Below are 23,342 nucleotides of genomic sequence, written 5' to 3' on the forward strand. Positions count from 1 at the left end.
GCTCCGGCGCCACCCCGGCCCGGGACCAGACCCGCCCTCACCCCGCCTCCGGCCCCGAGAGCCCGCGCCCCGTTCTCGTATTCCCGAACACGGACCGGGCGACCGCTCGAGACAATCACATCCGCGATGCGGGATCGACCGTCAGGGAGTGTCTTCAAAGTCCCGTCTGCCCGGTCCCGTGTGGTGCGTGCGTACGCTTTCTTGAGCATTCCGGGAGGGACGGCTCCGCGGTACCGCGCCGCGCCACGAACACGAACTCCCTGCCCGGCCGGTCGGGTGCGTCGCGTACGTCCTCGACGGTGAAGCCGTGCTCGTGCAGGTCCCGCTCGATCTCCGTACGTTCACGGAAGCGAAGTGTCGATTCCGAGATCAGTACGTCCCCGTCCGCGGCGAACACGTGCGTACCCCGGAAGCTCACCAGCGGCAGGCTCACGTCCGTCAGCTCGGCCCAGGTCTCGACGCGGCCGACGCCGGGGATGTCCGTCACGCGGTATGTGGTCTCGCGCGTCCACTCCGCCCACTCCTCCCACACGCGCTGCGCCGGATCGCGTGTCTCGAAGACCAGCCGCCCGCCGGGCCGCAGCGCCTCGTACGCGCCGCGCAGCGTCGTACGCCACGCCTGCGGATCGGCGATCGCCTGGGCGACGTTCCCGGTCATCGTCACCAGGTCGATCCGCAGGGGCGGCAGGTCCCCCGCGTCGCCGTCGAGCCAGCGCACTCGCTCCGCGCCCGGCTTGCCACGCGCGACATCGACGGACGCCCGCGCGGGATCGATCCCGGTGACCGTGATCCCGCGCTCGGCGAGCAGCAGCGCGAACACGCCCGTACCGCACCCGATGTCCAGCACGGACCGCGCCCCGAACTCCTCCGCCATCGCGAGATACGCGTCGAGATCGCCGCGGTCCGGATCGAGCGGGTCGTAGAGGGCGGCGAGGCGCGGATGCCCGAAAGATGCGTCAACCATGGACGCGAACGTATGTGGCCCCGACCCCGCGCGGCCACTGCGTTTTCGGGTTACGGCGCCAAGCGGGCGCGGCGAAGTGCGCCGCTGATCCCGGCGCCCCTCTCGGGCACGGCCGTACCGAAGCGAACCTCGGCCAGGCCGCTCAAGTTCGGGCCGGGCCGGGGACGTCCCTCGGTCACAGTGTCGCCAGCTCCTGGGCCAGGGAGTCCAGTCCGAGCGGCCCTTGGGCGAGGGCGGCCCGGTGCCACTCCCGCAGGTCGAACGCCGGGCCGCGGCGCGCCTTCGCGGCAGCACGGCCGCCCAGCCAGGCCCGTTCACCGAGTTTGTAACCGATGGCCTGTGCCGGCATGCCCAGATAGCGGGTCAACTCGCTGTCCAGAAAGGCGTCGGAACGCCGGCTGTGTGCCCGTAGGAAGGCGCGCGCCAGCCGGGGTGTCCAGTGGCGTTCATCGGCCGTGCCCGCCGGGAGTGTCTCGTCGGCGGGGACGGGCAGCCGCAGATGGACGCCGATGTCGACAACGATCCGGACGGCTCGCATCATCTGCCCGTCCAGATGGCCGAGCCGGAGGGCGGGATCCTCGAAGAAGCCCAGTTCGTCCATGAGGCGCTCGGCGTACATGGCCCAGCCCTCGATGTCGGCGTTCACCGAACCCAGCGTCGCCTGGTAGCGGGAGAGCTGGTCCGACAGACGAATCCGGGTGGCTGCCTGGAGGTGATGGCCCGGCACTCCCTCGTGGTACCAGACGCTGACGATGTCGTGCACGGGGATGCGCTCGTGCTCGGCGGCCGGCAGCCAGGTGCGGCCGGGCCGGGCGAAGTCGAGGGACGGTGGGGTGTAGTAGGGCGCCGCGGCGCTCCCGGCCGGGGCGATCCTCGCCTCCACCGCGCGAAGCGCTGGATGCAGTGCGAAGTGCTTGCCGTCGAGCGCTGCGACCGTCTGGTCCATGAGCTGCTGGAGCCAGTCACGGGCGGCGCTCGCTCCTCGCAGTGCCTGTCCGTGCGTGCGGAGGTGCTCAAGCGCCTGCTGTGGCGACGCTCCCGGCAGCACGCGGGCCGCTTCCGCGCGCATCTCCGATCCGATACGGCGGATCTCCTCCCAGCCCCAGGCGTACGCCTCGTCGAGATCGACCCGGCTCCCCGTCCAGTGGGCGGCCCACAGCGCGTATCTGTCCCTGCCAAAGGCGTCGGGGGCCTCACACGCCATCGGCGCGTAGTCCTGTTCGAGCCAGTCCCGGAACGAGGCGAACGCCGAGGCGGCAGCCTGGGCTGCCGTGTCGAGCCGCGGCCTGAGCCGCTCCGGGCCCTTGGCCGCGAACTGTGCGAACCAGCTCGGCCGGCCGAGCCAGGTACCGAGCTGGTCGAGGACCGCGGTGATCTGCGCGGTAGCCGCGTGGATTCCGCGGCCGGCCCCCGCTCGCAGGGCGGCACGGTAGCCGATCAGGCCGGCAGGCACATGGGCCATCCGTCCGGCCACCGCGATCCAGTCGTCATCCGTGGCGGTCGGCATCGTCAGGAAGGAGCCGCGCACAGCTTGCAGCGGCGAATTCACCGCGTTCAGCCGGACCAGGTATTCGCCCGCGTCATGGAGAGCGAGCCGGGTGCGAAGCCGTTCGTCGAGCAGCCGCGCGCAACGGCGTTCGGCCGGGTCCTCGCGCGCGGCGGCTCGGACCGCGCCGAGTTCCGCGAGCGTGGCACGGTCGAGCTGGGCAGCCTGCGCCAGACCTTCGGGGGAATAGTCGGGAAGTCGGTCGTCACCGGGGAGCACACCGAGCCGCAGGCCGATCAGCGGATCGGCCGCGGTCACGGCGTCGACGTAGCGGTCCGCGACGGTTCGCGGAGTGGGCCGGCCGGGCGATCGGAGTGGGGTGCCCATTGATTCCTCCGGTGTTCGGTTTCTCGGGGGGATTTAGGGTGTTGCGGACATTCGGACGGCTTGTGGCCACGAATCGGAGTTCTCCGCGGGTACTTCGCCTTCCCGGGCCGGGGCCGCGGACCAGGCGCGCCGCCCGCCGCCCGCCGTCCTCGCCGGATGCGTGAGCGCACGTCCGCGTATGCAAATGACCGGTGACTTATGTCACGTCTAAAACCCACGTAGGCCGGATGAGCTGGGAGTGCGCACGACTGAGGCAGATGGGCCCGGAGGCGCTGGCATAAACGGAGGAGAGCTGCGTTGATCAAGAGAGTTTGACATTCCGGTTAGTTAAAGAGGCCAACCGCCCAACAGAGTAAGGACGCTTGATGACATTCTGTAACGCGGAGCGCGGTTCCTCGGGCGAGGGGACCGTGGTGCACTATCGGACCGGACGACGCGTGCATCTGGAACACCGGCTGGTGTGCGGGAACGTCCGGTCGATCATTGACGCGCGGATACGGTCCCGTGAGAGCACCGGGGCCGGGCAGGCGGAGGCGCCGGTCCCTGTCGGGCTCCTTCCGTCCATCGGTCTCCTTCCGCCCGTCGGGTTCCTTCCGCCTGTCGGATTCGGCTCCGCACTGAGGACCCTGCGACGCAGCCGGGGTCTGTCGCTCGGAGACCTCGCCCGTCTGGTGAATTACAGCAAGAGCCACCTCAGCCGGGTCGAGACAGGGAAGAAGCCCCCGACCGGTGATCTGGCACGGCACTGTGACGACGCACTCGGTGGAGGCGGCGGTCTGATCCGCATCGCCATGAGCGCCCCACGCCGTCGGATGCAGGCGACAACAGCTCCCGTAGTGCGCCAGCTTCCGCGTTCGGTGCACGACTTCGTCGGCCGTGCCGACCTGCTCCGGCAGCTCGACACGATTTCCCCGAAGGCCGATGGCCGGCTCTGGAGCTCTCCACTCGTGCTGATCGACGGGCCTGTCGGAGTCGGCAAGACCGAAACGGTGCTCCGCTGGGGGCACGCCGCAGCCGAAGGCTTCCCCGACGGCACACTCTTCGCCGACCTCAACGGATTCGGGCAGGGAGGCCCGCCCCTCACCGCCGAGCAGGTACTGCGCCGCTTCCTCGGCGACCTCGGAGCGTCGGGAGCCGACCTGGAAGGTGACGCACAGCAGCTCGGCCTCTCCTTACGGAGCATGCTCACCGGCAAGCGCATGCTGGTAGTCCTGGACAACGCCGCCCGGCCCGAGCAGGTGCGGCCCCTGCTGTCGGCCAGCCCCGGCTGTATGACCGTGGTGACCAGCCGCAACCGCATGCCGGGCCTGCTGGCCAGGGACGGTGCGCTGCACATGCAGGTCCCGCCGATGGCTCGGGAGGAGAGTCTCGAACTGCTGGCGACGCTCAACTCCGACGACGTCTCCCACTGGCGGTCCGTCGAGTGTCTTGAGGCGTGCGGGCACCTCCCGCTGCTCATACGCATCCTTTCCCGGCGGAACATCGGTTCTGAGTCGTACAACCGTCTGTGCAGGCGGGAGAGCGCCACGATCCTTCGGGTCTTCTCCACGGGCGGCGACGACTCCACGTCGTTACGCGCCCTGTTGCAGCGGTCCTACGAGATGCTCAGCGCTGAGGCCGCCTGGGCCTTCCGGCTGCTGGGCGCGCGGGCCGAAGGGCGATTCACCGTCCGGGACGCCGCGAGGCTGCTGGATACCGGGCAGCCGATGGTCGAGGAGCTGCTGTCCGAATTGGCCGACCTTCATCTGCTCCAGTACCGCGACGAGGACTTCAGCTTCGATCCCGTGCACCGCGCCTTCGCGGTCGAACTGGCGGGAGCCGTGGAGTCGGAGCAGAGACGCTGACGCACGGAGTTGCCGTGCGTCAGCTCCGGGTGGCGTCGGCGTCAGCGCTCACCAGCAGTCCTGCCAGCTCGGTGTGGGCCGCCTCATAGCGCTCGGGTGAGACGAGCGCCTCGCCCACCAGCAGGTACGCGCCCACCGGGGTCAGCAGGAGCGCCTCGTCGCCGTACCGGTGGATCCGGGCCCGGGACATCGCCACGCTGGACGGTACCCGCCCGAGGCGGATGCCGTGCAGCGGGGCCCCCGAGCCCAGCGACTCCGCCGTGGTCGCCGAGGTGGGCGGCACGCTTTCCGCGCGGCGCCGTTCGCGCTCCGCGTCCGCCTTCCCGTCCAAGGCGGGCAGCATCCCGGTGAGCCCGTCGACGGGCAGGAAGGCGGCCGTGTACCGCACCAGTTCGGCCACCTCGGGCGCCAGCCGGAAATCGACCACGGTCCGTACGAGGTCGGCGAGGGCGGGCACCCCCTGACCCGTCAGCATGTACAGGTCCAGCGCGTCCCGCGGGTGGAAGGCGCGCTGCAACCGCTCTTCGGCCAGGCACACCAGATTCGACAACCACGGGTCCTCCGGCGGATGCACCCGAATCGGCACCTCGGCGTTCCCGAGCAGGGCCGCCGTGGACAGCTCGACCCGGTACTCAGGGTCCAGCAGTGGTTCCTCCGGCGGCCACACCAGCGTGACCAGCAGATGGCGCTCCTGGCCGAGCACCGTGACCCATACCGCCGCCGGTGCCGGATCGGACAGGTCGCCCACGATCCGCCACAACTGCTCCTCGTCCGGCACCAGCAGGTCTATGTCCCCTTGTGGCCGGAACACCCCTGACGGATACGCGGACGCCAGCGACGGGCCCTTGAGGACGGTGAACTCCGCGTCGGCCGCCAGCCTCCCCAGAACATCGCGGTAGTGCGCGGAACGCCGCCGCGCGCGGGCGAGTTCGCCTGTCGCGGCCGGGCCCATGGCGACACCCTCCCTTTCGATGACCGAGAGGACGAGAAAAGGAAGGGTGTAGTGAGCCTGCCGGGCGGCATGCATAAGGCGCCCCAGGCCTTCGTCCGGCCCCGAACTAAAAAGTTCGTAAAGCATGTCCAGTGTGAGTTTCTGCGAGACTGGTATCCGCTGTTCTCCCATGGGCACACATCGTGGCCCGGGGGAGTGACGCCGACAAGTGGTTGCCCGGTACCGGGCGTCGCGTTGCCCGTTGTCCTTCGTGCGGACAACCAGGCCGCACTTGCTCCGCGTTACCGCGGGGACGGAGACTCCATTTGCGCGCTACCGGCCGGCGGCCGTGTTCCAGTCGACCGCCTTGGAGGAATTACGTGCTCGCCTTTGTGAATTCGACAGTCGCCGCGCTCGACCTGCAACCCGACGAGGCGGGCGGCTGGTCCGCTCCGGTGATCCGCCCGACGGGGGCCGACGAGGCACCGGGGCCGGGTGCCCGCACCCGACTGCTCGGGCCAGGCGTACGCCTTCGCTGGCGGCGCGCCACCGCCGACGTCGTGATGTTCGCCCACCCCGGCGCCGAGATCTGCGTGAGCTTCCGCGACTCCGCCCGCGGCCGGGTCATGACGATTCTCGGCGACGATCCCGGTGCGGGACATGTCCCCCAGTACGTGGTGCCGGCCGGCGTCACCCACACGGTCAGTCCCGCCCCCGGCGAGTTCGCGCTGTGGAGCGAGACACTGCTCGGTTCGGTCGGGACCGGATGGGAGTTCCCCGAGGGCACCAACCCGTATGCGGTCCTGCATCCGCCGCTGCCGGGCAACCGGGGCAACTACGCCGTCGCCTCGAGGTCGACCGCACTGCGCCCTCGGCTGGCTCCGACGCGGCTCGCGGAACTCGCGCTGTCGACCGTGCGCGGCGCCTTGGTGAGCCTGTCCGTGCTGACGGGGGGCGATGTCATGGACCGGCTGCACACCAGGGAGCAGGATGTCACGTACCTCCTCGCCGCCGGGGGACCGGTGCACCACCTGCTGGTGTCGCCGGAGGGAGTCGTCCGGGAGCACCGGCTCGGTCCGGACCCCGCGAGCGGTCATATCCCGGCCGTGACCGTGCCGGCCGGCTGGTGGCGGGCGAGCTACCTTCCCGCGGGCGCGGGTGACGCCGTAGTGAGCGAACTGGTCCGGGGAGCCGGATCCGTCGCGCGCGATCCGATCCACGCCGACGACATCCTGCGGACCTACCCGCGTCTGTCGCGAAACCTCCTGCCGTACGCCTCGGACTGACGGCCCTGCTCGGACAGGACCGGCCGAGCCGCCCGGCCGCGAAGAGACACCGCGCCCCCGCAACCCAAGGAGCCGGCACCGTACTGGGTGCCGGCTCCTTGGGTTGCGGGGGCTTCGGACAGCCCCGGGGTGACACTCCTGCGAGATACGCCGACTCGTCAGCGCCCCTGGCCCACTCGTCGCGGCCCTGGCCCATGTCCGCGCACACCGGCGGATGTGTCGGCCCATGCCCGAGGCCGAAGGCATGGAGCTCCGTCCGGACACGACAACGATCCAGCCCCGCCGGCCCTGCGCGTGCCGCGCCGCGTGGAGGCGCGGGGTTTCGAGTCCGGGCGACCGCGAAAGGCGGAACAATTACTGGAGCCTCCGTTGCCCGTGGCGGCGGACAACGAGCAACACCTGGATTCGACTGACCGCTGTGTGTCAGAGTTTTGGCGAAGGCAGCGCAGCCCGGAATTGGCCATCAATTCGGGTGAGCCTGCCCCCAGAAAGAAAGGAGAATGCCATGCGTAAGCACGCCGGAGCCATGCGCCCGCGCCTTGACAAGATCAAGACGCGTTGAAAGGCGAATTAGGAGGTGGGGGCGCCCCCGCGTGACGCGGGGCGCCCCCACTAATCATTTTTGGTAACCGATGGCCCCGCCGAGGTGATCACTTGCTGGAGCAGCTTTCAACTCATCTGGTTGTCGACGACAGGCTCAGGACGGCCGGTATATGTCTGGCTGTTGATTACGGTGCCAGGAACGATCCTGACGGCCGGGGCGGGCTCGCGCACTGCCTCGAACACCTGTTGATGGCCTATCCCGTGGACGGCGTCGGGTCCCTGTCCGAACACGTCGAACGTCTCGGCGGCAACACCAACGCCGAAACGGGCCTGGAGCACATGCTGTTCTACGCTCAAGTCCTCGCCGAGGACACCGGAAGCGTGCTTGCTCTGCTGCGGGACGCGGTCCGCCGTCCGCAGCACGACGCCGAACTGGTGCGTTCCGAGCTCGAAGTCGTGCTGCAGGAACTGGCGGCGGCCGCCGCGGACCCGGTGGACGTCGTGCAGGACGCCTTCCTCGCCGACCTCTTCCCCGGCCATCCCTTGGGCCGTCCGGTCGGCGGGACCGCCCGCGAGGTGCGCTCGCTCAGCGTCGCCGACATCGACACCGAGCACCGCGAGCTCTTCCTGCCGAGCCGCTGTGTGCTCGTGGTCGTGGCGCCCGAGGCTCCCGCGGATCTGCCCGTCGACACCACCATCGACACATTGGGGCGGCGCGCCCCCCGTCGCGTCGTGCCGCAGCCCCTGCGAAGTGTCACCCGCCGTCCGCCGGCCTGGTCGGACGAGTTCACCTGGGTATCCGTAGGGGGACGTTCGACGGCCGTCGGAGCGCCCGGAAGCCACAGCTACCAGATCCTCGCCCAACTGTTCGGCAGCAGCCCCTCCTCGCCCCTCTACCGGACGCTGCGCGGCCGGCGGGGCCTCGCGTACTCGTTCCAGTCATGGCACCGCGGCTACACCGAGGCGGGTGCCTGGCGTGTTCTGATCGGCGCCGACGCCGGCAAGGGAGAAAAGGTCGTCGAGGTGGTCATGGACGCGCTCGACACCCTGGCCCGCAGCGGGCCGACGCCCGCCGACCTGGCCGCCGCCCGCAAACAGGCGCGCAGCGGGATCCTCTTCGACCTCGAAAGCCCTCTGGAGCACGCTCGGCTGCTGGCTCGGCACCTGGTCTCCGAGCCGTCCTGGACGCCTGCCGCCGAGGAGGCCGCCCTGGCGGCGGTGACCGCGGAGGAGGTTGCCGCGGCGGCGGCACACATCCTGGACAACGTGGTCGTCACGATCCGCCCGGAGAAATCATGAACGCCGTCTCGGAGTCCTATCTGCGCGCAGCCGCCGAAGCCGGTCTCCTCGACCGGTTCGCCGGATCCCCCTATGTCGCGGGAGCCTACGAGGAACCGGTCCGCTGCGAGCTCCAGTACCTGGTGACCTACTGCGATCCGGACCTGGCGGCCCGCCCTTCCTGGTGGGCCGAGCTGCCCGCCCTCGCCCGCGCGGCCGCCCCGGCCGCACAGGCCGTGGTCGCCCGCCTCCCGTCGGACCTCCGGCCTCCCGCGGCGTGGCGCCGGTACCTCACCTATCTGTCCTACCACGGCGCGGACCGGTCTCCCGCCGAATCCGGCGCCCCGGCACCGGACTTGCCCGAGGTCGTCCCGGCCCTGCCCGAGCACGACGGCCCGATCGGCCGCTGGCTGGGCATGGCGCTGTCCAACGCGGCCGCCGCCCACGGCGCCGAGCGGGCGCGGCCGGAGGAAGCCGTGGTGAAGAGCCTGCTGGAGCATCCCGGCAGGAGCAGCTTCGTGGTGTTGTTCGGCGGATCGCCCGCGGGCCACGCCACGGTGCTCTGCGGCGAAGAGGACGACGTGACCGGCGAGCCCATCGCCGAGCTGTTCGACATCCTTGTGGAGGTCCCGTCGGCGGACCGGCCCAGAGCGACCGCGGCGCTCGTCGCCGCCGCCGCACGGCACGCGGCGGCCCGGCGGCTGCCCCTGATCGGCAACGTCGTGCACACCCTCGTGGGCGAGAGTGACCCGGGGGAGCAGGTTCTGGCCTCCCTCACATCCCGGGGATGGAGCCACCACCACACGATGTGGTGGCTGCCGCTCGACGCGTCGGCCGGCACCGCGAGTTCGTCCTCGACCGGCGAGGACGCCGCACGGTGACCGCCGTACGCACGCGCGGGCTGACCCGCGCCTACCCTGCCCGTAAAGGCACCGACACGCGTCCGCACCTGGCGCTCAACGGGTTCGACCTGAGCGTCGAACCCGGCGAGGTGCACGGTCTGCTGGGGCCGAACGGAGCGGGCAAGACGACGCTGTGCCGCATCCTGTGCACCGTCCTGCTGCCGACCGGCGGCACCGCGGAGGTGCTGGGCCACGATGTGCTGGCCGAGCCCGACGCGGTCCGGCGGAGTATCGGGATCGTGTTCGGCGGAGAGCGAGGCCTGTACGGGCGGCTCACCGTCGTGCAGAACCTGCGTTTCTGGGGAGCTCTGTACGGGCTCAGCGGGCGGGAGTTACGCGACCGCGTCGGCTTGCTGCTCGAACGCACCGGATTGGCCGATCGCACCGACGACCGGGTGGACACCATGTCCCGCGGCATGAAGCAACGCCTGCACATCGCCCGCGGCCTCGTCCATGACCCGCGGGTGCTGATCCTGGACGAGCCGACCATCGGCATGGATCCGGTGGCCGCCCACGCCTTCCGGGAGATGATCGAACAACTGCGGACCGATGGACGCACCGTCCTGTTGACCACCCATGACATGCGGGAGGCAGAGGCACTGTGCGACCGCGTCACACTCGTGGACCACGGGCAGGTCATCGTTTCCGAGCCGGTCGCCAGGATCGGTTCGCTGCTGGCGCCCGGTGACAGGATCGAGGCCGCCGACGTGCCCGACGAGACGGTCCGGGCGCTGCGGGAGCTGCCCGGCATCACATCGGTGGATCTCCTCGGCAACGGAAAGGTGCGCGTGCTCCCGAGCACGGAGGGGGCAGCCGCGCAAGCGCTGCGGCTGCTCGTGGGTTCCGGAGTCACCCGGATCAGTACCACCCCACCCAGCCTGGAGGAGGTCTATCTCAGCCTGATCGGCGACCGGGGCATGGCGGTGCGCTCATGAGGCTCTTCCTGAACGGCTTCGTATTCCAGCTCCTGCTGGCACGCCGCTCGCCGGACACCTTCCAGGTGTGTGCGACCGCACCCCTGCTGACCGTGGTCTTCCTCGCCATCAACAAGTACACCGGCGCCGGAGACCTCACCAGCTACGCGGTGGCCGCGCCCACGCTCATGTCGCTGTGGACACTGGGTCTCTCCATCGCCGGCACCGCGCTGACGGAGGACCGGGACCTGGGCACCCTGGAGGGCCAGATCGCCGCGCCGGCCCCGATGGGACTGACCTTCCTCGGCAGGATGTGCTCGGTCGTCGTCGTGGGGCTTGTCGCCTTCGCCGAGTCCTGGCTCGTGGCCGGGGTCCTCTTCGGGCGCTGGCTCGCCATTCCCCATCCCTTCGTCCTGGCGGGCTGTCTGCTCGCCACCGCGGCTGCCACCGCGGGCACCGCGGGGCTGCTCGCGCCGCTGTTCGTGCTCACCCCCTCGGCTCGTACGGTGCAGAACACATTGAGCTTTCCCTTCTATCTGCTGGGAGGGGTGCTCGTCCCAGCCGCTTCGCTGCCCGTGTGGGTGCAACCGGCCTCCCGCGCGGTCTATTTGTCATGGTGCGCGGACCTGCTGCGCGACAGCCTGGCCACGGCCCCGGTCGGCCGGCCGGTGCTGCGGCTGCTCGCCGTGCTCGTGCTCGGCGCCGCCGGCTACGGGGTCGGCATGGTTCTGCTGCACCGTGTCGTCCTGCGGGTCCGGCGTACAGGAACGCTCTCCCAGACGTGAAAGGTGTCGGTGTGCGCTTCACGCCCGTCGCTTCCGTCCTCACCCCGCGCCCCGTCGTTCACGCCGCCCGCGTCGTTCGGCACAGCGCGATCATCGCTTTCGCCGATATGCGGGCCGTCTACACCTGGCAGGTGTGGGTTTTCGGCTGGCTCGGGCGGATGCTCGCTCAGGTCACCTTCTTCACTCTGCTCGGCCGTATCGCGGGCAGCGAGGCCCACACCGCGTACATCGTGGTGGGGAACTGCGTGATGACATGCGCCCTGGAGTGCATGTCCGTGGTCGCCTCGACAACCTGGGAGCGGGTGTCGGGCACCTTGGCGCTGCTGTGCGCGGCCCCGGCCCGTCCTGTATGGATCTTCTTCGGCCGCAGCCTCCAGTGGCCGGTCAGCGGCAGCGGTACCTCACTGGTGGCGCTGCTGGTCCTGGCCCCGCTGTTCGGCGTCTCATGGAAACCCCATCAGGTGCCCGCACTGGTGGCGCTCGTGTTGCTCACCGCGGTGACCACGTACTGTTTCGGGCTGTTCCTGGCGGCTTTCGTGCTCAATGCCAGTGGCGTGCGCAACATCGTCTCCAACGTCGCGTATCTGCTGATGATGGTTCTGTGCGGCGTCAACGTTCCGGTGGGCCAATGGCCCCCGGTCGTCAGGGCGGTGGCCGACATTCTCCCGCTCACGCACAGTCTGCGGGCGATCAGGCTGGTGTTCGCGGGGGCAGAGGCTCCCCAGATCCTGGGTGCCGCGGGGCTCGCCCTGCTGTGCGGTGCGGGATGGCTGGCGGGAGCGTACGTGGCCTTCGACCGTTTCATGGCGAGGAGCCGCAGGACGGGCAGCTCGGACCTGTTCTGAGACCGGTCGGGTCTTGAGGGTCAGTCCCTCTGCGGGAGACCGCGCGGGCCGGAACCCCGGGCGCCGACGCCCGTATGGAGGCGGACGTCGGCGCGGGGAGGCGGATCAGCGGCCGGTCACGAGAGCGGGATCGTACGGACGCGTGCCCCTCAGCACCTCGGCGGCCTGCCGCGCGCCGAGTCCGTTGGTGACCTCCTGCACGGCGCGGCGGCGCCCCTCCAGTTCCACGAACGGGGAGTCGACGAGGCGGCGTACATCGAGCCCTGACGCCGACAAGTGGCGACCGGCGTCCGTGGTTTCCGGGTTCGCCTGGAACCATACCCAGGCGTCCTTCAGTGTCTCGAAGGCACCGTTGCTGAGGTGTATGCCGTTCGCGGTCCGCTGCAACGGGCGGCCGGAGACATGGCTCAGCGGCAGCAGACCCGCCAGGGCGTCCGCGCGGACACTGCCGGGCAGGGCCCTCGCCGGGTCGGTGGCTCCGCAGAACTCCCGGCGGACGCGCGGCCACGGCAACGGGGTCCGCGACGCCGCGGTGATGGTCACCGCGAGCGCGTCCGCGGACTCGAACTCCGCCAGGACCCGTGGCATATGAGCGTTCAGCACCACGAACGCACCACCGCCGTTGTAGTCGGGGTCCATCACCACCTGGGCGAAGAGGCACTCTCCGATGTGACTGGGGCCATCGGGATGTGGGCTGTCGAATCCATGCCGTAGGGTTGCCTCCCGATTCCAGGCGGTCAGCAGGTCCATGGGCACGCCAAGGTCCGTCACGGCTTCCTGGGCGGTGTACACCGGCAGTTTCTCCGGCGGCCCGAAGCGTGCCACGCACTCCTCGGTCCCGTACAGCCGTAGCAGGGCCGCACGGTCCTCGTCGATCAGGGGTCCCCGCCTGGCCAGTTCGGCGAAGGCGCCGTGGTGACGGGCGGCCAGACCGAGCCGGCGGATCCGGTCGCTCGGCACCACCTGCGCGGACTCCGCGCGGTATCCGCATTCGGCGAGGCGTCCGGCGATGTCCGTGAGCACCTCGGCGGACACCCGGGTACCCGGCTTGAACACCAGAACGCCCGACAGGTGTGCGCTGTCCGACGAGGTCTCGGGATGTGTCCAGACTCCGCTCCGCACGGCCTCCTCCAGCCCCGGGGAGGCACAGTCGGCGGCATCGGGGACCGTTCTGGCCGCCCGCCGGACGACCGAAGCGGCCCAGAACGTCGGGTCCACGTCCGGCGCCCGCGCCGTGTCGACCGCCAGGTCGATGCCGAGCCCGAACAGGCGCGTTGCCCGTCCGCGCCCTTCGGCAACGGTCACATCCGACAGGTCGGCCAACCACTCCCGGAGCCGTTCACGGACGTGCGGTCCCTCCACCACCACGACGCCACTCATCCGCTCAGCTCTTCCTGGGTCCGCTGAACCGCCTGGTCGGCGTGGTCCAGGGTCTCCTCGACCGTGCCCGAATCGTGGACGGTGGACAGCGCCCAGTTGTGGCCGGCGTGAATCAGGCTGCCCTGCCTGGCCATGTGTACGGCGAAGCGGCGCATCCACTGCGCGCCCTCGTCGCCGTCCGCGGTCACCGACGGCATGGCTTCAGGGCCGGTGACGCGCAGGGGTGCGCCGTGCCGCTCCGCGGTGTGGCGCAGCCCGTCCACCAGCAGCTTGCCGCTGACGCGCATCCGCTCGACACCGTCCTCGCTCCGTAGCAGTCCCAGGTTGGCGATCGCTGCCGCCATGGCGTTGCCCGAGTTCCAGAAGGTGCCCGCCAGGAAGATCTTCTCGGAGGTGTCCCGCAGGGCCGCCCGGCCCAGCACCGCGGAGAGCGGCCATCCGTTGCCCAACCCCTTCGAGAAGCAGACCAGATCGGGTCGCAACCCGAAAGCGGCGTGGGACCCGCGCAGATCCAGCCGGAAGCCGGCGCGCACATCGTCGATGACCAACAGCGTGCCGTGCCGGCCGCACAACTCATGCAGCGTGTTCACCCATTCCCGGTCCGGGAGCTCTGCCTCCCCCGGAATCGGGTGGTGATAGGGCGTCACAAAGAATGCGGCGAGCTGGTCGCCGTACTCCGTGAAAAGCTTACTCAGACCCTCGATGTCGTTCCACAGCACCTTTCGCACGATTGCCGAGTCGTCGTGGTACCGGCCCTGGGACTCGTCCGGCTGACCGCTCCACGCGTGGGAGCCGTGGTACGCGCCCTCGACGCAACCCACCAGGGAACGTCCGGTGTGGGCACGCGCGATCACCGCGGCGGACCAGGTGGCATCCGATCCGCTGCTGCCGTAGGTGACCCAGGACATGCCGTCCACCATGTCGACCAGCAGTTCCGCCAGTTCGACGGTCCGCGCCGTGGCCAGGCTCAGCGTGCTGCCCCGGGTGGCTTGCACCCGTACGGCCTCGTCGATCTCCGAGCGGGCATAACCATTGATCATCGCTCCAAAGCCACAGATATAGTCCGTATACCAGTTGCCGTCGACATCACGCAGCCGCGCGCCTTCCGCGTGCTCGGCGAACCAGGGCAGCTCGTCCGGGTCGTACGCCGAGGGGAACCGGTTGTGCCCCCAGACCCCGCCGGGTATGACATGGCGGGCCCGTTCCAACAGCTTCCGCGACTCCGGGTAGAGCGGGTATACAGCACTCATGGTGTGTCAACCTCCAGGAAAATCCGACAGGACCGCGCGGCTCAGCGGGACCGGACGTACGCTCCGAGTTCGTCGAGTACGTGCGGATAGGAAGCCGCCAGGTTCTCCGCGGTGAGGAGCTCCTGGTCGGCGAAATCGAATCCGGGCGCGACCAGCTCACTGATCAGACCGGCGTCGACCGCGTCATCCAGAGCGCTGGACTTCCACCAGCCGGCGGGACAGGTGATCACCGGCCGCTCGCCGACGGCGACGTCGGTCCCGAGGGTTTCCTCGTGCAGGGACCCGTCGGGTGCCAGCATCCGGTAGCGGATGGGCCCGGGACCGTGGACAAAGTGCGTGATGTCCGAGGTGTTGCTGTGGAGGAAGCCGATCGGCGACTCCTCGTCGAGCAGATACAGGATGGAGTTGGCGACGTACCGCTCGCCCCTGGGGGTCGGCAGGGTGCGGGTCGTCTGGTAGGTCTGACGGTAGTAGCCGCCCTCCACGTGCGGTGTCAGTCCCAGCCGGGTCCGCAGGAGAAGACCGGTCGCGAGACCGTGTGTCCGCGGTATCGCGGCGAGTCCGCCGGCCGGCGTGTCAGGGAGCGGGAGCGGGGCGTCGTCGGCCCGCGAAGGGACCACGGCCTCGCTCCACAGCGGGGCGCCGTGTCCGGAGAGCGCCACCACCGTGTGACGGGTGCCGGCGGGCACCACCAGCTGGGGTACCGCTCCGTTCGACGCGGCATCGCCGACGAGCACCGGCGAGGAACCTGTCACCGGATCCGACAGCCGCACCTCGACCGGCCCACCGGCGTGATGAAAGAGCATCAGGTCCGCGGCAGGCCTCCGGGCCCGCAGCGTCCCGCCCGGCTCCAGAAGTCGTGTGCGGACGGAGACCCCGTCGGTGATGGACACTCCGGGAGGGAGGGCGTGGCCGAAGGACGGGCCGGACCAGCCGCCCGTCGAGTCGGCCCGCAATCGCAGTGCCTCGATGAAGGCTGCCTCGTTCGATTTCATGGACACTTCCTCGCCGGTCGGCTGTCAGTAGCGGTAATCACGGGGTTTGAAGGGCCCGTTGACCCCCACGCCGAGGGCGAGCGCCTGGAGATCGGTGAGCGTCGTGAGGTGTGCGTCCAGCGCCCCGAGGTGGTAGCGGGCGACTCGTTCGTCCAGTTCGGTGGACAACGCGTGCAGACCGACGGGGAGATCGGAGCCGCGCGTGTACAGCTCGATCTGCGCGAGCACCTGATTGGTGAAGGACGCGGACATCACGAAGCTCGGATGGCCGGTGGCGTTGCCGAGGTTGATCATGCGGCCCGCCGACAGCAGGACCACCGAGTGCCCGTCGGCGAACACCCACTCGTCGACCTGCGGTTTGACGGGCCGGCGGATGGCGTCCGACCGCTTCGCCAGACCGGTCACATCGATCTCGGTGTCGTCGTGCGCCATATTGCCCACGATCGCGTTGTGCTTCATGGCGGCCATGTGGTCGGCGGTGACCACATGGGGAACTCCGGTCGTGGTGATGACGATGTCCGCCTCTGCGATCACCTCGTCGAGGGTGACCACGGGGAAGCCACTCATCACGGCCTGTAGCGCGCAAATGGGGTCGATCTCGGTGACCACCACTCTGGCTCCCTGGCCACGCAGCGCCTCCGCGCACCCCTTGCCGACATCGCCGTACCCGCAGACGACGGCGAGCTTGCCACCGATCAGGACGTCGGTCGCCCGGTTCAACGCGTCCACCACCGAGTGGCGGCTTCCGTACCGGTTGTCGAACTTGGACTTGGTGACGGAGTCGTTGACGCTGATGGCCGGATAGAGCAGCTCCGACCGCTCCGCGAGATGACGCAGGTACCGCGCGCCGGTCGTGGTCTCCTCGCTGCTGCCGCGCACCCCGTCCGCGACCGCCGCCCAGTGTCCGGCCGGAGCGGAGAGGGCCCGTTCGAAGGCCGGCTCCTCCGGAAGCCCGATGTCGGGCAGCGCGCCGTACTTGTCCCGGCTGACCCCGGAGTGGATCAGCCGGTTGAGTCCGGCGCCGTCGTCGAGCAGCAGATTCGGACCGCGCCCGTCGGGCCAGGCCAGCGCGGCTCTGGCGGACTGCCACAGCTCGTCCTGGGTCTGTCCTTTCCAGGCGAATACCGGGATCCCGGGGCGTCCTGGCGGACCCGCCGCCAGCGCTGCGGCCGCGTGGTCCTGGGTGGACAACGGGTCGGATCCCGCCCAGCGCACCTGTGCCCCCAGTTCCACGAGGGTCTCCACCAATACCGCGGTCTGCACAGTCATGTGCAGGAATCCGCTGATCCGAGCACCGACGAGCGGGCGGGGAACACCCTCAGCACGCCGTAGCGCCATCAGCCCCGGCATTTCCCGCTCGGCCAGGATGATTTCCCGTCGGCCGGCTTCCGCCAGCAAGGGATCGGCGATGCGGCGATCCTGGCCGGCGAATTGCCCACCGGTTTTCCAGACGTCGCCGTCGGCCAGACGCGCATGGCCGATCCGACTGTTGGATCCCATCAGTTGGAACCTCCGTTCCCTCAAGAATCGCGGCGTGCAGTGCACAGACCGACCAATATGGTCCAGCGGACACCTCCTTGCCAGGTGTTGCCCGGTGTCTTTTCATCCGCGACAACGGAGGGGTTCGGGCAATGGTGTATGGGGTGGCGCGCGGAAAGGAGGCCAGGAGCGGTCCGCTTGGTCCGCTTCTGCGGATGCGATATGCGTTGTCCTGTTGCCTCTCAATGACGGCAACCCGGCGGGACTCCCGCCGGGCGGGGTGGGGTCCGTAGCCTTCAGATGGTCGAACCCTCGGTCGGGCAGTCACTGATGGGCAACCGTGACCGTTGTCCGGCGAGGTAGGGGCCGCAGGTGCGGGATTGTGCTTCCGCCCAGGGCCGGTCCCGCCAAAAATCTGGCATCTGACGAAAGCGGAGCACGATGGCGCGTTCAGAGGAATTACCACTCAAGGTTGCTTCCACCGGGATTCTTCTGGTTCTTTCCGGCCCCTCCGGGATTGGTAAGACCTCACTCATCACAGCCATGCGGGAGCAGGAACCGGACCTCGGGTACACCTACAGCGTCACCACGCGCAAACCACGTAAGGGGCTTGAGGAGCACTACGAATTCGTCAGCCGGGAGAAGTTCCTCGGCATGGTGGAGCGGGATGAATTCATCCAGTGGATTCATCCCTCCTTCGACGAGTTCTACGGAACTCTGCGCGCGCCGGTGGAGGAGGCACTTGCTCAGGGGCAGGACATGGTGTTCGACTATATCCCTGAGGGTTACTTCAACCTTCGGCGATATTACCCGCAGCATACGGTCGGCGTATTTGTCATGGCCCCGTCCGTGGGGGAGATGCGGCGAAGGCTGGCGAAGCGGGGCACCGAGTTCGGCGAAGAGCTGATGCACCGTCAGAACATGGCCGAGCGGGACTTCGACTTCGTCGCCGAGCATGATTACCACCTCATCAACGACGACTTCGACGAGGCCCTCCGTACCATCCAGTCCATCCGCCGGGCCGAGAGGGCACGGCTGACAAGGCAGCCGGGGGTGGTCGATCAGTACCGTCGCCACAGCAAGAAGACGCTGCTGCGGTATTACGACCCCACGTGAGGGAGCCGAGCACGGCTATGTGCCTCTAGAGGCGGAGGCGGAGGCGGAGGCGGAGGCGGAACAGACGGAACGATGCCCGTGCGGGCGATGCGACGGTGGCCCCCACCCTCCCCGGTCTCTCCTGCCTCTCCTGGCGGCCGGGGGCACGGGTCTCTCCGGCCGAGATCCTGCGCCGCGACTCCAGCCAGATGTCCGCCCGGTCCCCCGCTCCGCCCCGCGCGGACGAGAGCGAGCAGTGTCTCCGGGCGCGGTAAGGACCGCCGGCGCAGGACGTCCGCGCGTGTGCTGCGCGCCAGTACGTCACCGTACGCCTCCGCCTTCTGTTCCAACTGCCGGAAGGCGAGTCCCGAGTGCTACCCGAACTGCCTCGTCACCGCGACGAGTTCGGCTGCGTTCCGCGTGCCGCGCGGTGCGAGTACCTCAACAGCCCCCTTGGGTGGGCACCTTGTTGCTTCGTCCGAGATCGACACCGTTGCTTTCGGTCGCCCGTGTGACGGAGACCGGCTCATATCCGCGGCTTTTCCCGCCACCGCTGCCGCCACCGCCACCGCTGCCGCTGTTGTGGCTCGGCGCGATCATCTCCACTTCCATCGTCCGCCCCGCTGCCCCCACCTGCGCCGCCAACAGGTGACTCCTGCCCGGCGGCCGGCCTGGCCGGCGTCCGCTGGTCCGGACGGTCACCTGACGACAACGCCTCGCCCCCGGCATTGCGGCTGCCGGGGGCGAGGCGTTTCCAGTGTCGCAGGGGTCAGCGGGAGCAGTACGTGCAGGCGGTGCCGACGAACGCATGGTCCGCCGCGGCGACGTCGCGGCCGGTGAGATACGCGGCTGCGTCCAGCGAGGCGACGTCGGCCGGCAGCCGGTGTGTTCACCTGCCCCCTGCCGACCTGGCCAGGTTGTCCATACATGCTGTATGTATATTCTGCATGCAGTACGTGGACGGCCTGCCGGACCGGCGTTCCGCAGGTCCGGCACCTTTTGCAACCTTCCGGGAGGGCACCATGACGTCGGTAACGCGACGCCGGACCCATGATCACGAGCGGCGGTCAGCGGCAACAGAGGCAAAGCTGCTCGCGTCGGTCGAAAACCTGCTCGGCGCCGGTGAATCCTTCACGGAGATCAGCGTTCAGCGCATCATCGAAGAAGCCGGTGTGTCACGGGCTACGTTCTACTCGCATTTCCAGGGAAAGCCGGACATTCTCAAGCGGCTCGCAGAGAGAGTCAGGGACGCCTCGCTGGCCTTGGCCACGCAGTGGGACCCAGGAGCGGGCGAGGACGGCGCGGCCAGATACACGCGGTTCTTCGAGGACGTGCTCGCTCTCCATCGGGCGAACCATCCGGTGCTTTCCGCGGTTCGAGAGGTCGCTTCCTACGACTCGGAGGTACGGGACTTCTACACAGCCGACCTGGAGGGGTTCGACGAGGCCGTGCTCGCGACGCTCGTGGAGCAGCAGAAGGCCGGAGCCACGCCGTCCGACCTCGATGCCGTTGCCGCGAGCAGGGTCATCGTATGGGGCGGAGCCCAGGCCATCGCCCGCCACATCAGCGTGGACGACGGGAGCGGCGATGCCGCACTGGCCCGTGAACTCGGAAGGATCTGGTGGTACGGCGCCTATCGGCGCCCGGCCGGGTGACACCCGTCGGCCGCATCGCGGGTGAAGGCGCCGGGTGAAGGCGGCGGTGAAGGCGAATCACCTGATGCGGATAACGGCCGTCATCCGTTGTTTCACTGTTTTCACCGAGAACAAATCTTCAATGAGCGAGGATGAAAATGAGCGGAAAAGACTCTACGTATGTTCTGATCCCAGGTGCCTGGCACGGGGGGTGGTCCTGGCGCCCGGTTGCCGAGCGACTGCGCGCCGCGGGTCACCGTGCGATCTGTCTCACCCTGCCCGGCTTGGGTGATGGTGACGATCCCACGGGGCTTGGGCTCAAGGACGCGGTGGACCATGTGGTGTCCGAGGTGGAAAGGCTGGGTCTCACCGATGTGACTCTGGTGGGTCACAGCTGGGGTGGGTATCCGATGGCCGGCGCAGCGCACCGTCTGTCGGACAAGATATCCAAGGTCGTCTATTACGGCGCGCAGGTTCCCGTGCGCGGCAGGTCGATGGTGGAGGACAATCCTCCGGAGGCCGCAGCGATGCTGCGGGGGCTGATCGACGCATCCCCGACACGTGCGATCCCGCCTGCACTCCAGTTCGTCCAGGGCATCTTCATGCAGGACGTCGATGAGACGACCCAGCGTCTGGTGGCGGAGCTGCTGACGCCGCAGCCCGGTGACTATTTCCTGGACGCACTTGACGTGCCCAATGTGGCCGAGCTCGGCATTCCCGCGCTCTACATCCTCGGCGAGGACGATCACGCGCTTCCCCGGCCCGGCACCGAGTTCGCGGCGCGGCTGGGACTCGAACCCGTCATGGTTCCTGGGACCCACGAGGGCCTGCTGACCCACCCTGATGAGGTCGCCAAGGCGATCCTGAGCGACTGATGTCGCGTACATGAGGTCCTCGGACGCACGGGGGTGACCTGTCCGAGGATTTCATCGGCGGTTTCCTGCCGGACGAGGATTGTGGCTCCAGCCCCCTTGGGACTGGAGCCACAATCCGGCGGGCGGCCGAGCCGGCCCGGCCCGCGTGCATCACGCGAACACCCCGCTGTCCCGATGGAGGCAGCGAGTCATGAGGTCGTGGGACGCCGTCTCAGGCCCTGCGGCGTCGGGCCGTCAGGTCCTCCCGGCACCGCCCGTCGCCCCGGTTCCGCCGGTTCCACCGCCTCGATCACCGCCCCGGGCGGCAGGGCCGCGAAGAGATCCGCGAGCTCCCCGTCGCGGCCCTCCTGGACATCGAGCCACAGCTGAGTTCCGCACCTCCCGTGCGCAGGAGTACCCGCTGCTCGACATCACCCGCGCCCTGGGCGCCACCCGAGACGCCGTCGCTGCTTGCTGGGCGATCTGCCGGTCCTGCCCCGGGAACGCCGCCAAGGGGGTAACTTCGAGTGACGGCAGTGATGCTGTCTGTAGAGACCATCTCCGGCGAATAGTGCGGATTATCCTGAAAGGTCCTGGTTCCCATGAAGTGGTTGAGGAAGCTTGCGGTCGCGCTGTCGGCCGCCGCGGTGGCGATGGTCGGGCCGGGTATCGCCCCGGCGCAGGCGATCGTCGGAGGAACCGCGGTGCCCGCCTCCCCCGGAGGCTCCACCCTCGCGCGGAGCATGGCGGGCCTTGTCGACACGAACTCCGGTCAGGTCTTCTGCGGAGGCTCGCTGATCAGCGACACGTACGTGCTGACGGCCGCATCCTGCCTACGGGGCAAGGCGCCAGGCACCACTGCCGTCCTGCTCGGTGATCGTGACACCGCGAGCGGTACGGAGACCCCCTTCGCCGCGCTCTACCCGGTCGGACGCTGGATCATCCACCCGTCCTTCGTGCCCGCCTCGGCCCGCAACGACATCGCCGTTGTCCAGCTCGGCAAGAAGGCAACGTTGAACGTCGCGGTGGCACCGGCCCTGATGGATGCGGACACCCGGCCCGACGCCCATGCAGGACAGACCGCCGTGGCCATGGGCTGGGGCACCCTCTCTTACGGCGGCCGGCAGCCGACCCAACTCCAGCAGGTACAGGTCGGCGTGATCACTGCGAGCCAGTGCAACAACTACTACGGCAATGTGGACGGCAACCAGCAGTTGTGCACCTACGCACGCGACAGGGGAACTTGCCAGCGAGACACCGGTGGCCCCCTCGCACAGAAGTTGGCCGACGACAGGACGAACCTCGTAGGCATCATTTCCTACGGGCAGGGCTGCGCCTCCACGTACCCCGATGTCTTCACCAGGGTTGCCGCATACCGATCCTGGATCGCGAGCGTCGCCGGCCCACTTCCCACCCAGTAGGCCCACTCAAGCAGAAGGGCGGGACGGCTCCGGCAACAGCGGCCGGACGAAATCCCACTCGGCATCCGAAGTGGCAGGTGTGTTTGCGCCGAGCAGGACCTTACCCGGCTTGTGGTGCGTCGAAGGAGAATGCGTACCCGGTGAAGTCGGCGACGCGGATGTACCCGATGCGCTGGTAGAGGGCGTTGCTGGTGGGGTTGGCCGGGTCCGTGAACAGGACGACATCCGTCGCGCCCGCGGCCAGCGCGGCCCTGCTCGCCTCGACCGTCACGGCGCCCGCGTAGCCGCGGCCTCGGAGGTGGGCCGGCGTGTAGACGGGGTCCACCCGGACCATGCCGCCGACCATCGAGGTCGCGGCCGCCATCGAGACGGGGGTGCCGTCCGGGGTCTCCCAGAACGTGAAGTGTCTGTCGCCGAAACGCGAGTCGTCCCAGGAGCCGGCGTCGATCAAGTCGATGGAGCGCTGCTCCCCGACGTCGACGCAGAACTCACGGCACCAGCGCACGACTTGCTCACGGTCCTCATCGCCCGTGATGCGGCCCCGGCCCGCTGGGCGCGGCTGCGGTGGGGTGAGCGTGCCGAGACGGTAAAGATGCGTCCGCCAGAAAGGTGCTGGCGCCGCGCCCGTGTGCCGCTGCCATGACTCGGCGAACGCGGTGGCCGTGTCGTGGTCCGCGATGACGTTGGCGGGTGAGTGGCCGAGGCCGGCCAGGTGAGCGGCGAGGGTGTCGGCCTGCTCGGCGGAGAGGGGGGTGAGGCCCAGGCGGCCGCGCGGAGTGCGGTAAAAGACGGCGCGGACCTCGCCTCCCGACTCCAGTCGGCCGAAGACGGCGACTTCGGCGTCGTGTGGGTCCGCCCTGCGTATGCGCAGTTTCTCGATGTCCGTCAGGGGTGTGTTGTGCAGGGCGGGGCGCGAGCGCAGGAAGCCCCCGGCTCGGGCGAGGAAATCATCGACGTCTTCGGTGAGGTACCAGTCATCCGGGAGCAATGCCACCACCCCTGCGGTCCACCGCGCTCTCCTCACCCGCTGCCGGCTCTTCGACGGTGCCCAGAATGTCCCGGCGGTCCT

The 23,342-nt window shown here is 69.2% G+C and carries 19 protein-coding genes; 11 read left to right on the forward strand and 8 right to left on the reverse strand.

Features of this window, described 5'->3' with window-relative positions; translation table 11 throughout:
• Positions 1-154: 154 nt before the first annotated feature.
• Together ACFYYH_RS03350 and ACFYYH_RS03355 are read right to left on the reverse strand one after the other, a co-directional pair.
• On the reverse strand, positions 155-964 hold the full coding sequence (locus ACFYYH_RS03350) for a class I SAM-dependent methyltransferase (protein WP_388545145.1): 810 nt from the start codon (positions 962-964) through the stop codon (positions 155-157).
• Between the two features lie 175 nt (positions 965-1,139).
• Positions 1,140-2,837, reverse strand: a complete 1,698-nt coding sequence (locus ACFYYH_RS03355; protein ID WP_388545148.1) for a DUF885 domain-containing protein — start codon at positions 2,835-2,837, stop codon at positions 1,140-1,142.
• A gap of 365 nt (positions 2,838-3,202) precedes the next feature.
• Between ACFYYH_RS03355 and ACFYYH_RS03360 the strand changes: the two genes are divergently transcribed.
• The gene (locus ACFYYH_RS03360; RefSeq protein ID WP_388545151.1) at positions 3,203-4,681 is read left to right on the forward strand and encodes a helix-turn-helix domain-containing protein; all 1,479 of its coding nucleotides are present in this window, start codon (positions 3,203-3,205) and stop codon (positions 4,679-4,681) included.
• Between the two features lie 19 nt (positions 4,682-4,700).
• On the opposite strand, the gene ACFYYH_RS03365 is transcribed toward ACFYYH_RS03360, so the two are convergent.
• Positions 4,701-5,759, reverse strand: coding sequence for a hypothetical protein (locus ACFYYH_RS03365; protein ID WP_388545154.1), 1,059 nt, complete (start codon positions 5,757-5,759; stop codon positions 4,701-4,703).
• Positions 5,760-5,992: 233 nt separating this feature from the next.
• Here ACFYYH_RS03365 and ACFYYH_RS03370 point away from each other — a divergent pair, with 233 nt between their 5' ends.
• From ACFYYH_RS03370 to ACFYYH_RS03395, 6 genes are all read left to right on the forward strand, one after another.
• Positions 5,993-6,898 carry a cupin domain-containing protein gene (locus tag ACFYYH_RS03370; protein ID WP_388545157.1) on the forward strand — a complete coding sequence of 302 codons (906 nt, stop codon included), beginning with the start codon at positions 5,993-5,995 and terminating at the stop codon, positions 6,896-6,898.
• Between the two features lie 654 nt (positions 6,899-7,552).
• Positions 7,553-8,740: a M16 family metallopeptidase gene (locus ACFYYH_RS03375; RefSeq protein WP_388545159.1), complete on the forward strand. Its 1,188-nt coding sequence runs from the start codon at positions 7,553-7,555 to the stop codon at positions 8,738-8,740.
• Complete coding sequence (locus tag ACFYYH_RS03380; protein WP_388545161.1) at positions 8,737-9,600, forward strand: hypothetical protein; 864 nt, start codon at positions 8,737-8,739, stop codon at positions 9,598-9,600. Before ACFYYH_RS03375 ends, ACFYYH_RS03380 begins: the two co-directional genes overlap by 4 nt.
• Positions 9,597-10,556: an ATP-binding cassette domain-containing protein gene (locus ACFYYH_RS03385; RefSeq protein WP_388545163.1), complete on the forward strand. Its 960-nt coding sequence runs from the start codon at positions 9,597-9,599 to the stop codon at positions 10,554-10,556. The genes ACFYYH_RS03380 and ACFYYH_RS03385 overlap by 4 nt, the downstream gene beginning before the upstream one ends.
• The gene (locus tag ACFYYH_RS03390) at positions 10,553-11,320 is read left to right on the forward strand and encodes an ABC transporter permease (RefSeq protein WP_388545166.1); all 768 of its coding nucleotides are present in this window, start codon (positions 10,553-10,555) and stop codon (positions 11,318-11,320) included. The genes ACFYYH_RS03385 and ACFYYH_RS03390 overlap by 4 nt, the downstream gene beginning before the upstream one ends.
• 11 nt (positions 11,321-11,331) lie before the next feature.
• Positions 11,332-12,165: an ABC transporter permease gene (locus ACFYYH_RS03395; RefSeq protein ID WP_388545167.1), complete on the forward strand. Its 834-nt coding sequence runs from the start codon at positions 11,332-11,334 to the stop codon at positions 12,163-12,165.
• A 105-nt stretch (positions 12,166-12,270) separates the two neighbouring features.
• On the opposite strand, the gene ACFYYH_RS03400 is transcribed toward ACFYYH_RS03395, so the two are convergent.
• The 4 genes from ACFYYH_RS03400 to ahcY are packed head-to-tail and all read right to left on the reverse strand — an operon-like array spanning position 12,271 to position 17,290.
• Positions 12,271-13,545, reverse strand: coding sequence for a hypothetical protein (locus tag ACFYYH_RS03400; protein ID WP_388545170.1), 1,275 nt, complete (start codon positions 13,543-13,545; stop codon positions 12,271-12,273).
• Positions 13,542-14,795 (reverse strand): aminotransferase class III-fold pyridoxal phosphate-dependent enzyme, encoded by a 1,254-nt coding sequence (locus tag ACFYYH_RS03405; protein ID WP_388545173.1) that lies wholly within the window; start codon positions 14,793-14,795, stop codon positions 13,542-13,544. Before ACFYYH_RS03405 ends, ACFYYH_RS03400 begins: the two co-directional genes overlap by 4 nt.
• Positions 14,796-14,836: 41 nt before the next feature.
• Positions 14,837-15,790 carry a cupin domain-containing protein gene (locus ACFYYH_RS03410; protein ID WP_388545175.1) on the reverse strand — a complete coding sequence of 318 codons (954 nt, stop codon included), beginning with the start codon at positions 15,788-15,790 and terminating at the stop codon, positions 14,837-14,839.
• Positions 15,791-15,814: 24 nt separating this feature from the next.
• On the reverse strand, positions 15,815-17,290 hold the full coding sequence (ahcY, locus tag ACFYYH_RS03415) for an adenosylhomocysteinase (protein WP_388545177.1): 1,476 nt from the start codon (positions 17,288-17,290) through the stop codon (positions 15,815-15,817).
• Between the two features lie 420 nt (positions 17,291-17,710).
• Here ahcY and ACFYYH_RS03420 point away from each other — a divergent pair, with 420 nt between their 5' ends.
• The 4 genes from ACFYYH_RS03420 (at position 17,711) to ACFYYH_RS03435 (ending at position 22,273) form a co-directional block, all read left to right on the forward strand.
• Positions 17,711-18,385: a guanylate kinase gene (locus ACFYYH_RS03420; protein WP_388545180.1), complete on the forward strand. Its 675-nt coding sequence runs from the start codon at positions 17,711-17,713 to the stop codon at positions 18,383-18,385.
• 1,001 nt (positions 18,386-19,386) lie between these two features.
• Positions 19,387-20,019, forward strand: a complete 633-nt coding sequence (locus tag ACFYYH_RS03425) for a TetR/AcrR family transcriptional regulator (protein WP_388545182.1) — start codon at positions 19,387-19,389, stop codon at positions 20,017-20,019.
• A gap of 137 nt (positions 20,020-20,156) precedes the next feature.
• The gene (locus ACFYYH_RS03430) at positions 20,157-20,873 is read left to right on the forward strand and encodes an alpha/beta fold hydrolase (protein ID WP_388545352.1); all 717 of its coding nucleotides are present in this window, start codon (positions 20,157-20,159) and stop codon (positions 20,871-20,873) included.
• A gap of 590 nt (positions 20,874-21,463) precedes the next feature.
• Complete coding sequence (locus ACFYYH_RS03435) at positions 21,464-22,273, forward strand: serine protease (protein ID WP_388545185.1); 810 nt, start codon at positions 21,464-21,466, stop codon at positions 22,271-22,273.
• Between the two features lie 100 nt (positions 22,274-22,373).
• Here ACFYYH_RS03435 and ACFYYH_RS03440 read toward each other — a convergent pair whose 3' ends face one another.
• Positions 22,374-23,261 (reverse strand): GNAT family N-acetyltransferase, encoded by an 888-nt coding sequence (locus ACFYYH_RS03440; RefSeq protein WP_388545355.1) that lies wholly within the window; start codon positions 23,259-23,261, stop codon positions 22,374-22,376.
• Between the last annotated feature and the right edge of the window lie 81 nt (positions 23,262-23,342).

It is taken from the genome of Streptomyces sp. NPDC002018 (assembly GCF_042890865.1).
Taxonomy (GTDB): Bacteria; Actinomycetota; Actinomycetes; order Streptomycetales; family Streptomycetaceae; genus Streptomyces.